General features: G+C 42.0%; 9 protein-coding genes and 1 pseudogene. 3 read left to right on the plus strand and 7 right to left on the minus strand.

The window, feature by feature from the left end:
- Positions 1-135: 135 nt before the first annotated feature.
- From MAS10914_RS0109760 to MAS10914_RS32045, 4 genes are all read right to left on the minus strand, one after another.
- Positions 136-1,791: a DUF4335 domain-containing protein gene (locus MAS10914_RS0109760; RefSeq protein ID WP_026082448.1), complete on the minus strand. Its 1,656-nt coding sequence runs from the start codon at positions 1,789-1,791 to the stop codon at positions 136-138.
- 89 nt (positions 1,792-1,880) lie between these two features.
- Positions 1,881-2,486, minus strand: coding sequence for a DUF3038 domain-containing protein (locus MAS10914_RS0109765; RefSeq protein WP_026082449.1), 606 nt, complete (start codon positions 2,484-2,486; stop codon positions 1,881-1,883).
- A gap of 407 nt (positions 2,487-2,893) precedes the next feature.
- A complete protein-coding gene (locus tag MAS10914_RS0109770) occupies positions 2,894-5,320 on the minus strand; it encodes an endonuclease MutS2 (RefSeq protein WP_026082450.1) in 2,427 nt (808 codons plus the stop codon).
- A 188-nt stretch (positions 5,321-5,508) separates the two neighbouring features.
- Complete coding sequence (locus MAS10914_RS32045) at positions 5,509-6,174, minus strand: L,D-transpeptidase (protein ID WP_017315750.1); 666 nt, start codon at positions 6,172-6,174, stop codon at positions 5,509-5,511.
- 325 nt (positions 6,175-6,499) lie between these two features.
- On the opposite strand from MAS10914_RS32045, the gene MAS10914_RS32695 reads away from it, so the two are divergent.
- Positions 6,500-6,793 carry a hypothetical protein gene (locus MAS10914_RS32695; RefSeq protein WP_084786340.1) on the plus strand — a complete coding sequence of 98 codons (294 nt, stop codon included), beginning with the start codon at positions 6,500-6,502 and terminating at the stop codon, positions 6,791-6,793.
- A 196-nt stretch (positions 6,794-6,989) separates the two neighbouring features.
- Here MAS10914_RS32695 and MAS10914_RS36385 read toward each other — a convergent pair whose 3' ends face one another.
- The 3 genes and pseudogenes from MAS10914_RS36385 to MAS10914_RS32060 form a co-directional block, all read right to left on the minus strand.
- Complete coding sequence (locus MAS10914_RS36385; RefSeq protein ID WP_332248835.1) at positions 6,990-7,496, minus strand: MORN repeat-containing protein; 507 nt, start codon at positions 7,494-7,496, stop codon at positions 6,990-6,992.
- A gap of 66 nt (positions 7,497-7,562) precedes the next feature.
- A pseudogene (locus MAS10914_RS35465) lies at positions 7,563-8,399 on the minus strand (protein kinase domain-containing protein); the annotation flags it as partial.
- 745 nt (positions 8,400-9,144) lie between these two features.
- Complete coding sequence (locus tag MAS10914_RS32060) at positions 9,145-9,846, minus strand: FHA domain-containing protein (protein WP_017315753.1); 702 nt, start codon at positions 9,844-9,846, stop codon at positions 9,145-9,147.
- A gap of 653 nt (positions 9,847-10,499) precedes the next feature.
- Between MAS10914_RS32060 and MAS10914_RS0109795 the strand changes: the two genes are divergently transcribed.
- Together MAS10914_RS0109795 and trxA are read left to right on the plus strand one after the other, a co-directional pair.
- Positions 10,500-11,663: a GuaB3 family IMP dehydrogenase-related protein gene (locus MAS10914_RS0109795; RefSeq protein ID WP_017315754.1), complete on the plus strand. Its 1,164-nt coding sequence runs from the start codon at positions 10,500-10,502 to the stop codon at positions 11,661-11,663.
- Positions 11,664-12,000: 337 nt separating this feature from the next.
- Entirely contained in the window at positions 12,001-12,369 is a 369-nt protein-coding gene (trxA, locus tag MAS10914_RS0109805) for a thioredoxin (RefSeq protein WP_269635088.1), read from the plus strand.
- The last annotated feature ends 331 nt before the right edge of the window (positions 12,370-12,700 follow it).

Here is a 12,700-nt window from a genome sequence, read left to right on the forward strand (position 1 = left end):
AAACCAGTCCACAGACTTAAATTTTTTTGACATTGAAAGATGAGAAACTTTACTACTTTACTCCATCATTTTCAGTCCTATTAAAAGTTTTGTACAAGGTCTCAAGCCTTAATTTTTCTCGCTGTGCAATGCCTTCTATTCCGTTTCTGGAAAAGCCTGCACCTTGCCATCGGGACTAAAAACAGCTCGAATTTTTACAGGTTGTCCATTTTTATTAGGTGAAACAAAAGGTTCACCAATGAGGGGCATCCCTGTGCGGTCAACATAATCTCTTGCAGCTTTTCCTAAGGGTAAAATTCGCTCAATTTTGCCGTCAACACCAACTACTAAGCTGTACTCAATGCTTTGCCTTAAACCAGACGGCGGTTGCCAGCGTTTTTTCAACACATCTCGAGCTTGTGACACTTGAGCCGTATCAAACAAAGTTTCACTACTGGTACTGGTAGTAGCAACTTCTGTCGAAAGAGGACTCCTGCTTCTGCGAGCTTCCCGCAATCTAGAGATTAATATATCAGTACCACTTGGTACAGAGGTGCCTGGTTGCGAGTACGATGGCTCACGGTTAGCACCAATACTGGAATCTGGTAAGGTGGCTATTGATGGGGGGGAGACTGGTGAGGTATCGGGAGGTATGTTGCTGGGTAAATTGCTAGGTGGCAAATTCTGTTGAGTTAATCCAGAAGAAGCGCCGCTGTTTGGAGTTGGTGTCGTATTGTTGAGCCGAGGATTAGACTGAATGGCAATTCGTTGCTTTGGTTCTAGGTTCGGTGGAGAGGTTGACAGACTTGGAGGTTTTGTTGTTCCAGGTATATTCAGCGTACTTCCTGAAGATGGTAAAGGGGCTGTGGAGAAATTACCTAGACTTGGGGATGTTGGGAGTGTAGCAGGGAGTGAGGTTGCAGATGTTTGAGGTGTCGCAGGCACGCTTGGCAATGTTTGAGCTATCGGTGGGGAACCAGTAGAATTAGGCACTGGTAAGGTAGAACCAAAGGGTGGCAGTGACTGCGAGGGCAAAAGATCTGGGGGAGCGAATGTCGGTACAGCCGTTGGTGTGGATAGGTTCTGTGAAGGCGAGGGTTCTAAGGCAATTTTCTCTTGTGTCGAAGTTTGTTTTTTAGCTGTCTCCTGTTGTCTGACGTGGTTAGCATACTGCCAAGTGACTGGTGCTAAACCCACACCAATCACCAGAACTGCTGCCACAGGTGCCCAAGTGGGTATGCGACTCCTCGCAGAACGAGGGGTGAGATTTGGCAGTGCCATGACATCAGCAGAATATTCATCCAGGGCAGTTGCTAAATCGAATAATTGCAGCAAACTAAGTTCAATGACATGACCTGATGCTTGGGTTGCTAGAGAACCAAGAAACAAATTGTGAGTTAAGTGACTACTCGGTTTTATTTGTATGTCTGCACCCGGTATTTCGGTAAAGGAGTTTACTGTGTGAGTTTGTTGTGAAGGGGGATTGTTAAAATCTTTTTCTTCAGGGTCATCAAAGGCTATGCTTGCATCCTTTGTTGTAGAGATTCTCCAAAAGTTTTCAGGAGACATTTGGAGGAACTCTTGGACGTAGTTTGTCACCACTGCACACAAAGCCTCCAGCTGGTTGCTGTCGCCTCGAATTGCGATTCTCTTTTCCTCTGGCAATCGCGGGTCGTCAAAGCGAAGCTCAAACTGTAGCTGCTTGAGGATAGATTTACCCATCCACTGAGACAAAGCTGAGCTCTGCGCCAAGACTTCTAGCGTGCAAGTGGGCGGTGTATACCGACGGATCACAGAATTTGATACAGGCATGGCAAGAACTGCGAGCAGGATATTTTTGATTTTTGATTTTTTGATTTTGATTTTTGTTTGGGAAACCTAAAATCTCAGAAATCTCAAATCTAGAAATTGGTTGAACGGTCAATAAGTGCTAACCAGAGACGGCGGTGTCCACCGGGTCCACTGTAAAAAAGTAAATCTATGAGCAGTTTCAGTGCTAGGTGGGTCAGTTCATCAGTGGAGATTGTCGAGTCTTCCTCCATCCGCTCTTGGTAGGTGTTGCAGAAAGCATCAATATAATCTCCAAGTAAAGCAGCCTGATGAGGTTCGCGCTTGTCTTCCGCCATTTGTTCTAAAAGACCAACAGCACGGCGAATTAATTCTTGGTGCTGTTTGGCAAGGTAGCAAGTAATGAGAACAAGCGCTCTAGCTTCCTCCACATCTAGTTTTTTCCGCCCTCCTTGACCTTTACGTAGCGGATTTGATTGGCGCAGCCGCCATAGCGCTACACGGTCTGGCACTCTTGACTCTAAATTCAGATGAACTGCCGCTTGTAGCATTGCCTCGGAGCCAATGCCAGTTAATGTTTCTAACGCCAACAGCACCAAGTCCAGCTGGGTCTTGATATTGTCCCATTGAACTGAGTTTGGGGCTGGGAGGTTAATTAAATCCTCCCACTGAGAAGTTGGAGCGGGTGAATCAGCGGCAGAGTGCATAACTTTTAGCATAGGTGATCAGGCTGGTAGGGGCTGTTGCTGTTACCCATTTTGAAACCAGACTCTCAAGGGTTAAGATTGGTTTCCAATCACTATTAGCTGAAGCCGGGAGCTACAGCTTCTATTACTTTGGTCAACAGCAGAGGTCTTTGTCTTACTCTAGGACGAAAAAGTATAAAGTTTTTTGAAAAAACTATAAGCTTCATTAATTCTGCTTAGTCTGCCAGACACATATGGTAAATTTTTATTCTTTGGTAAAAATAAACATTGGTGAATACAGATAATCGCTAGTAGCCAATCGCTATTCATCGTAGCGCAATTGTTCACAAGTGATTATTTCAGTTATAATTCTTGCACAATAAAAACCCGGATTCTCTAAGAAACCAGGTTATCCAATACTATTAGTTTTATTTTACGTTTTATTTAACGTAAGCAATTGTTACACCAGTGCCGCCGTCGGCTTGTTCTGCTGCTTCGTAGCGACTGACTCTGGGATGCTGGTGCAAGAAGGAGTGAACACCTTGTCGCAGCTTACCCGTGCCATGTCCGTGAATAATCCATACTGATCCTGTGGCTTCCGAAATTGCCTTATCTAAGATAAATTCCGCATCAGACACCCTACGTCCGCGCAAATCTACTGTATTTTGGGATGTGCGAATTGCGAGGGTTGGTTGTGGTGCAGAAGGCACTGAGGCTGTTGTTGACATCGCTTTCGGCTTGACGACTGATTCAGCTTTTTGACCATCTAAAGATTCTACGTCTTCTAGCTTCACCGTCATCTTCATGATCCCAAAACGGACAGTTAACTCACCATCCTCATCAGGAGCAGTTAAAACTTCTGCTGTTTGCCCCAACTTGGGTATACGGATGCGATCGCCCACTTTGGGAATAAATCCCACTTTTGGTTTTGGTGGGGGTTCTGGTATAAATTTTCCCGCTATCTGGTTCAAAGCATTTGTTGCTTGTTGGGCATCTTGTGCTGTTGGCTTCCCTTGTTGCAAGCGCCGAATCACTTGGGCTACTTCACCTTTTGCTTGGGTAATTGCCTGCTGCACTGCCACCTCTTGTGAGGCACGCAAACCTTGTTCCCTTTCCTCTAGTGCTGTGGCTTTTGCGGATACCTCTTTGTATAAACGTTCTGCTTGCTGCAACAAATCCTGTGCTTGTTCCGCTTTAGTTTCCTGACGGCGGCGTTGCGCTTCCAAACCAGCAATCACCTGATTGACTTCGTCTGTTGCTCCTCCCAGTTGGGTTTTCGCCTGTTCCACAACTTCTAGTTTCAACCCTAAGCGACGGGCAATTGTGAGGGCGTTGGAACGTCCTGGAATTCCCCAAAGCAGACGGTAAGTGGGTGAAAGGGTACTTTCATCAAATTCTACAGAGGCATTTTCAAACCGCTCATCTTGGTATTTCAGCGCTTTGAGTTCACCAAAGTGAGTGGTCGCAATAGTCAACAGGGCATGGTCTGCTAGATATTGCAGGAGTGATATTGCCAAAGCACTTCCTTCCGCTGGGTCTGTTCCTGCACCCACTTCGTCGAGGAGGATGAGGGAGGAGGGGGGGAAAGAATTATTCTCCTCGTCCCCGTGTCCCCGTGTCTCCTCTTCGTCTATCGCTTCCAAAATCCGGCTGATGCGGCGGATGTGCCCAGAGAAGGTGGATAAATTTTGCTGTAGGGACTGTTCATCTCCTATATCTGCCAACACCTTGTCAAACCAAGGTAATTCTACTGGTTCGCGAGCAGGCACAAATAAACCTACTTTCGCCATCAATACTGCCAAACCCAGGGTTTTCAAAGTCACAGTTTTACCGCCAGTGTTTGGGCCGGTAATCGTAACTACCCGAATTTGCGGCTGAATGAGCAAATCTACAGGAACGACTGGATGTCCTTGTTCGTGGTGATGCTGCCATTCCAAAAGCGGATGACGCAACTGCCGCAAGGTAATGCTTTCGTTTTCCTCGCGCTTAATAAAGCGGGGGGGATTTGCTTTTAACCATAAACTGTAACGTGCTTTTGCCAATGCCAAATCCAAGGTAGTGACAATTGCTAACAACCTTTCTAAATCTGGCGTGACTGCAGCCACTTGCTGAGTTATAATGCGGCGAATTGCCTCTTCTTCTATTTGCTCTCTTCTTACCAACTGCCGCAATTGGTTTCCTAAAGGAACTATGGAATTCGGTTCCACATACAACGTGGCGCCGCTGCTGGAAGTATCGTGGACAATGCCCGGTATGGCGTCTTTTTGGGGCGCTTTTACCGGAATCACAAAGCGATCGCCTCTTTGAGTAATGATTTGTTCTTGAACTGCATTCGCTTTTACCTGTAAGATATTTTGCAGTTTTTGGGTAATTTGACTGCGTAATTGCCGTAGAGAAGTGCGAATTTCAGTGAGTTTTTGGCTGGCGCGGTCAGTAACCTGTCCTCTTTCATCTATACATCGGTGAATTTCTTGCTCTAATTCTGGATAAGTCCGTAAATCAGCAACCAATTCATTTAATATCGTCAAATCTGGGTGATTGTCGATGACACGGCGTACGTTTCTTGTGCCAGCCAGAGTGGTGGCGATCGCCAATAGTTCATCGCCTGTCAAAATTCCTTGCAGTTGTGCGCGTTCCAAAGAATCGCCAATATCTTGAATTCCATCAAACGAAAGCCCCGTACCTAGGCGGCTTTCCAGTTCGTAGACTTCCTTTGTTTGGACTAACAAATCCTCGCTTTGCGATTGCGTAGCAGGAATTCTGAGATGGCGTGCAGCAATAGCCCCCAGTTTAGTTGCCGCAAAGGTAGACAAGTGCTGGCAGAGGCGAGACCATTCCAGTAGTTCTAAAGTCTCAGATTGGATCAAGGCTTCAAAAACATCTAACCTGAATGAAATATGAAATTATAGTAACAACTCTATCCCCTATGGTGCTCACCTTTTTGGGTGAAATTAGGCGAAAGGTATCGGCGCTACAGGAGGGTTTGCAACACTAGGCACGTGCAATGCTTCCCATATCCGATTAGCATTCAAAAGTCAAGAGTTATTTAGTCTTGTTAACGGATCACGACTACAGGGGTTCCTATTGTCACCATCTCATACAGTTTTCGCACGTCCTCGTTATACATACGAATACAACCATGAGAAACTGCTTTCCCTACAGTGTCTCTGTTATAAGTGCCATGAAATCCAATTTGGTCTTTTCCATCGGTCCAAAATCCAATCCAACGTTCTCCTAGAGGGTTCTTTGGACCTGGAGGGACGACTTCTCTGTTGGCAACGAATGGGTTTTCCCAAGCTGGGTTTTCAACCCTATTAATAACTGTAAATTTGCCTGTAGGCGTTTCCCATCCCGGTTTCCCTACAGCCACGGGGTAGCTCGCTTGTAAAGTATCGCCTTTATAAACGTAAAGTCTCCTTTGCTTAAGGTTAAGTAGTAAACGGATCTTTTGCTCGGAAGTATTAGGAATAGTTGGCTGTATAGGAGGAGAACCTGGCTGAACTGGACGCTTGAGCCTGAGAAGTAAACGACGCCTTCGTTCAGCAGTACTGGGAAGGGTTGACTGCATTGGAGGAGAGTTTAACTGATTAATGGTTTCGTCACCAGTTATTTTTTGCTCGACTGTCGTCTGGGCTGTAGCATGTAGTTGCACCGAGAAAAGTAGTGCGATCGTCGTCAAACCAAATTTGAAAGCACTGCGGTAATACAAGGTATTACTCATACGTTCTTTATATATTAAGTCTATAGTAAATCTACTTAGGTTTTAACATCGCCTTTATTTACCAAAAAGAATTTAGAACTTAGAAATCAACTATCTTGAAGTCTAAGTTCCAATTTGGAACTCACTAGTTTTTCCAATCTCACAACTTAAAAAGGTTTACCCTTTTCCTCGAATTGGCTTTGTACGTGTAGTTGGCTCTGTTGTTTGTGTTGGTGTTGTTGGTTTTTTACGTGTAGTTGGTGTTGTTGGTTTTTTACGTGTAGTTGGTGTTGTTGGTTTTTTACGCGTAGTTGGTGTTGTTGGTTTTTTACGCGTAGTTGGTGTTGTGGTTGGCTCTGTGTTGGGTGTTGTAGTGGGTGCTGTGGTTGGTTCTGTGCTGGGTGTTGTAGTGGGTGTTGTGGTTGGCTCTGTGTTGGGTGTTGTAGTGGGTGTTGTGGTTGGCTCTGTGTTGGGTGTTGTAGTGGGTGTTGTGGTTGGCTCTGTGTTGGGTGTTGTGATTGGCTCTGTGTTGGGTGTTGTAGTGGGTGTTGTGGTTGGTTCTGTGCTGGGTGTTGTAGTGGGTGTTGTGGTTGGTTCTGTGGTTGGCTCTGGTGGTGTTGGAGGTGTTGGTGTTGGTTGACCCAAAACTCTTTGTAGAGGAATAGCAGCAATAAAACAAGCCGCTACAAAGAGTAAAAAAGCTGTGGGAAATATCAATTTCAATTTCAACAATTTTTGATTCATTTTTCCTAGATATACCCGGCTTATAGTCATTATTAATATCTACCAGGATCAATCATTAAAATTAATGCTATAAGTTACACTATTTAAATTTCCTATCTGTTGCATGTTGATTGACTTCCTGGCAAATTTCCTTTCTTCCAAATTCCTTTTTTTAATGTTCCATCTGCAAACTTAAGGATTCCTAATCCCTCACATTTGCCATTTTTAAAGTTACCTCTATATTCCACACCATCTTCCCATGTTATTTTTCCTAGTCCATTTAATTTGTTATCAACAAACTGACCTACAGATACATACTTTTTCTCTCCCTTTACTGTTGGAGAGTATAAGATCACTCCACAGCCAGTAAGATTACCATTTATGAAGTTTCCGTAGAATCTATTATTCTCAAACATTAAACTCCCTTTGCCATTCAAATTATTATCGAAAGATCCATAATATTTGGAATCTTTAAATTCTTTGTCTGGTGATTTTTTTGGTAGAGGAGGTAAAGAATCTGGCGATAACTTAGAATCACACGGTAGTTGAGTAAAGTTGTCATTGTCATCTGTGTGTGGTGTCGTTTTTGTAAGCCAAGTCAAAGTAATGATCATAAGCATTGCAAGCACTCCTGTCCCAACTAAAGCTTGCTTTGGAAATAGCAATTTCCACCAGTTTGCTGATAGTGATGTTGGTGGAGACACAAGAGCCAAAGCTTCCAACGCCTCTGGTACTGACTGGTATCGCTGGCTAAAGTTGTAACGCACCATTTTTGTTAAAACATCAGCCAGTTTATTGCTTACGTTTGCCCACTTTCGCCAAATGACTTCCCCACTACTAGGATCTTCCGGAAGCTGATGAGGTATTATGCCTGTTAATGCCTGAATGCCAATCATTCCAACTGCATAGATGTCGCTACATAGTTTTGGCTTACCATTAGCTTGTTCATTTGGCATATAGCCCTGAGAGCCAATAATAATAGTTGAAGTTACTTGACCTTGAGTATCCGCCACCAACCCTTTAATTTCTTTAACTGCTCCAAAGTCAATCACCACAATCTTGTTATCCTCACGGCGACGCATTAAGTTTTGAGGCTTAATATCCCGGTGGATAATATTCTGCTGATGAACTACTACCAAAACTTCTAAAATCTCCTGTAGCAATTTAACAACTGCACTCTCACTCCAGACTATTCCAGGAATGATTTCTGCACTCAAATCATGCCCGTCTACAAATTCTTGCACTAGATAAAATTCGCCATTTTCCTCAAAATGAGCGAACAATTTGGGGATTTGGTTGCTAAACTGACTTAAGCGGGATAAACTTTCTGCTTCACTCTCGAATAGCCGTCTAGCAACATATAAAACTTCTGACTTAGTGTTTTTGGATCTAAGGTGTTTAACTACACATTTGGGATGGTAAGGCAAATCCAAGTCTTCAGCTAAATAAGTTTCGCCAAAAGCGCCACCCCCCAAACGTCCTACTATTTTGTAGCGTTTACGGAGAACTGTGCCTACTAGCATCCATTTTATCCTAAAGGATACTTCAGTTATGTTGAACCCTTTCTGCCTATATTTTTAGATTATCACTTTTGGCAAATGCTTACAATAAAGTTATTAACATAATTTTTGATGTTCTTGCAAGGCTGTATCCGTACTTGGTAGATAGTTAAGTTGTGAGAAGAAATGAAGCACTGGAATTAAAATTTACGAGGTATTTTGGAAAGTGGTAAATGTTAATTGAGTGCTTTCTTTTTGTTGTGCCTACCTTAAGAATTCACTTGCTATTTGACATTTGTCGCGATTTTAAATGCTTTCGTCTTGCATATCCTTATTTTAACTCTAATTTATCTCCCTCACAAGTAAAGGTCTTAGTTGTATAATCATTAACCTTAACCTTTTAGGATCAAATTTAAGTTGGTAAAATTCTACTGGTTCTTTTTTTATATTTGGAGTAAGAAAAGGTTATTCAATATAATTCAAATTCTCATCTTGAATAAACTTTTTTACAGAATCGGATTATTATTTTCAGTTTTAATATGTAAAAATATCCAATTATATCTTGATCATATAAACAGGGGGTATATCTCCTCCTAGTGGTTAAATAGTCAGCCTCTAATACGTTATTTAAAGCAGTAAAGCTAGCTGCTACAGGTAGTACAGACTGAGGACAATTATTTTTTAGAGCTAATTTATTGTAAGCTGGATTTTTTTCCTTGAGTTGGAGAACTTTTTCTCTATGTTTTAAATATCTCTCTAAATAGAGTTTTTATTTTTCAGGTCGTAAATTTGTTTGTCCTTTTGTCTGATGAATCTGCGGATTCGCAGTATTTTTACTTACATAATAACTAGATAGTGCAGTTATACCCGATGCCATTATTGTTGCTGTAGCTGCTATTATTGCTGTTACAATCACTTTGTCATTACAAGATTTCTTTTTATCATCTTCACTGGGGCTGGGATTAACCTGATGTGAATTTTGATTAGGATTAACCTGACTTGAAATTGGGTTAGAATTAGCCTGATTTGGATGAGCACTTGGACTAATTACACTTGAAGTACTGGAATTTCTTCCTTTGGTTCCTTTAAATGAGTAATCTGTCGATGGAAGAGTGCTAATGACAATAGAATTTACTTTGAGATTCTGCTCACCTAGAGTAATGATGCTATTTTCATTTAAGCCAAATTCTTTATTATACTCTAGTTCTTTCTCATCTATAAGAGAAAGATTTTGTGGACTCAAATTCTTAATAAAGAAGCGTTGTTGCTGTAAATCAAAACGTATTTCAACATGTACCTTTGATACACTCATATGATTCAGTTTTACATCGCAATCAGCACGACCAACAGTAATTTCACCATTCTTGGTCTGCTGTTGGAAAATCTCCTGAGTTTTTAGTTGACCATTTTCTTCCCATTCTAAAGAGATAGACCACTGTAATGAAGGTGGATTTTGTAAAGTTGCGCTCATTGTTCTAATCCTCTAACTATATCGTCACTAATTACAAGTTTTTTCAGTTGTAAATTTGTCAGATACAAAATATGCATTTTTGTAAAATTAAATTGCATTTAAAGTTTAAAAAGCAATATTTTCTACAAAAAACTAGAACTTACGCATTGACAGAAAGTTAATTTAAATACAAATAAATCTTCTATTGAAGAGGAGATTTTAAAAGTATTCAATGCTTCACTTTGTTTCATAGAATGGCAAATCGGTCTTTTCAGATAACCTTTCAAGCTTGCCAAAATAAACTTCAAACAATCTTGGGTGGATTCCGTAACAGAAATATTTAATTTATTTCTATTATTTTTTTATTTTTAGAAAAAAAAGTAATATAAAATATTAAAAAATATCTATATATCTGTATGCGAGGTGAAGATATTTATACAGCGCGTAAGTCCTAAAAATTATAAAATCAATTAACAAAATTTGCTCTGTTCAGCTGTTCATTTTTGTTTCTCTGCCTACCCTTGAGAAATCCGGTATCCTTGATAGGCATAAACTAGACATGATTGATGCCTCTACAGGAGCCACGAATCACCGTTGTTTAGTTCAATCAAAAACGCTGCAAAGACCCTCATAATTTTGATACCCTAGCTAAAATAGATCGGGGAACGTGAAACGTGGATATTCAAATTGGGCGAGCAAAGACAGCTCGTAGAGCTTACGGAATAGATGAAATTGCCCTAGTACCGGGTAACAGAACTCTAGATCCAAGTTTGGCAGATACTAAGTGGCGCATTGGCAATATAGAGCGCGAAATCCCAATTATTGCTAGTGCAATGGATAGCGTAGTCGATGTTCGCATGGCTATCCTTTTATCACAGCTAGGAGCATTGGGTGTCTTAAACTTAGAAGGAATTCACACTCGCTATGCCAACCCAGACCCAATTTTAGACCGGATTGCCTCAGTGGGAAAAGATGAATTTGTTCCCTTGATGCAAGAACTTTATGCTGAACCTATTAAACCAGAATTAATTGAACAACGGATTAGGGAAATTAAACAACAAGGTGGCATTGCAGCCGTGAGTGCAACTCCTGTAGGGGCAAGTAAATTTGGTTCAGTGGTGGCAAAAGCTGGTGCAGATTTATTTTTTGTGCAAGCAACCGTGGTTTCTACTGCACACCTGTCACCGGAGTCTATTGTACCACTGGATTTGGCAAAATTTTGCCAAGAAATGCCAATACCTGTGGTATTAGGGAACTGCGTGAGTTATGAAGTCAGCCTCAATTTGATGAAAGCAGGGGCTGCAGCAGTCCTTGTGGGAATTGGTCCTGGTGCAGCGTGTACCTCGCGTGGTGTGCTAGGTGTAGGTTTACCACAAGCAACGGCGATCGCCGACTGTGCTGCTGCACGGGATGACTATTACCAAGAAACTGGCAAATATGTGCCAGTCATTGCTGATGGTGGTTTAATCACAGGTGGCGATATTTGCAAGTGCATTGCCTGTGGTGCTGATGGAGTGATGATTGGCTCTCCCTTTGCAAGAGCTGCTGAAGCTCCTGGACGGGGATACCATTGGGGAATGGCAACTCCGAGTCCAGTCTTACCTCGTGGTACGCGCATTCGTGTCAGCACCACTGGTACCCTAGAGCAAATCCTCACCGGACCTGCACAACTTGATGATGGGACTCATAATCTTTTGGGAGCCTTGAAGACGAGTATGGGCACTTTGGGAGCCAAAAACATTAAAGAAATGCAGCAAGTAGAAGTTGTCATTGCTCCTTCTCTGTTGACCGAAGGCAAGGTGTACCAAAAAGCACAACAATTAGGTATGGGCAAGTGAAGGAACTGGGTACTGGGGGCTGGATACTTGGGAACTGGGAAGAAAATTCTTATATTCCGGCATTTAAAAATATTCAATACCCAATACTCAAAATGCCCAATCACTCATCCCCTAATCTTAAAGAAATTTTTCCAGACTCTCGAACTCTTACTGGAAAAATCGCATATGTCGCCTAAAATAGAGATAGCGGAGACGCATGTTTCCGTTCACTCCTCACACCACACTCCGCCCGGACACTGTTCGGGCGGTTCCTTAATTAACTATTTTTGAATAAGTTCATCACTCTTATGCAAAAGTATGTGTCTGACTGCTTGGCAGTGGTTTTTGCTATGGTAGAATCTTCAGCAAACAGCAAAATAATCATAGGCGAAGGTTTTTAGGCATGTCAGCAGCCGCACAAGTTACAGACTCCACCTTTAAACAGGAAGTACTAGATAGCGAGGTTCCTGTTTTAGTTGACTTTTGGGCACCATGGTGCGGACCTTGCCGAATGGTTGCCCCTGTTGTAGATGAAATCGCCTCCCAGTACGAAAACCAACTCAAGGTAGTTAAAGTCAATACCGATGAGAACCCGAATGTTGCTAGCCAATACGGCATTCGCAGCATTCCTACATTGATGATTTTTAAGGGTGGACAAAAAGTTGATATGGTGGTTGGTGCCGTACCGAAAACGACACTAGCTAATACTTTGGAAAAGTATCTTTGAACACAACTGCCTTACAACTGCTAGAGAGTATTCGATTTGTAAAGGGCGTCAGGTAATTTTTTGTAAACAGTGGAGAGGCGGCAAGTTTCGCCTCTTCATCGGTTTGTTACCTTTGTGGTTCAAGGTATCTTTGGCAGGGCGTAGGCTATCATAGCAGTTATTTGTAAAGTAAACATGAATCGTCACCAGCACCTTTGTTCGTATTTAACCAAAGGTGCATTTTATTGTGAACAAGTGTTCTAAGAGTCAATAGTCAAAAAGCTTTAGACTTTCGACTTTCCTTAGGGGTTTATAAATTTAACATTAAATTGAGATAGAATGTAATGCCATT

Origin of the sequence: Mastigocladopsis repens PCC 10914 (assembly GCF_000315565.1) — a bacterium.
GTDB classification, from domain to species: domain Bacteria; phylum Cyanobacteriota; class Cyanobacteriia; order Cyanobacteriales; family Nostocaceae; genus Mastigocladopsis; species Mastigocladopsis repens.

Excerpts from the sequence above, each read along its gene's own strand:
- MAS10914_RS0109760 (WP_026082448.1), bottom strand. The coding sequence starts at position 1,791 with ATGCCTGTATCAAATTCTGTGATCCGTCGGTATACACCGCCCACTTGC.
- MAS10914_RS0109765 (WP_026082449.1), bottom strand. The coding sequence starts at position 2,486 with ATGCTAAAAGTTATGCACTCTGCCGCTGATTCACCCGCTCCAACTTCT.
- MAS10914_RS32045 (WP_017315750.1), bottom strand. The coding sequence starts at position 6,174 with ATGAGTAATACCTTGTATTACCGCAGTGCTTTCAAATTTGGTTTGACG.
- MAS10914_RS36385 (WP_332248835.1), bottom strand. The coding sequence starts at position 7,496 with ATGCTTATGATCATTACTTTGACTTGGCTTACAAAAACGACACCACAC.
- MAS10914_RS32060 (WP_017315753.1), bottom strand. The coding sequence starts at position 9,846 with ATGAGCGCAACTTTACAAAATCCACCTTCATTACAGTGGTCTATCTCT.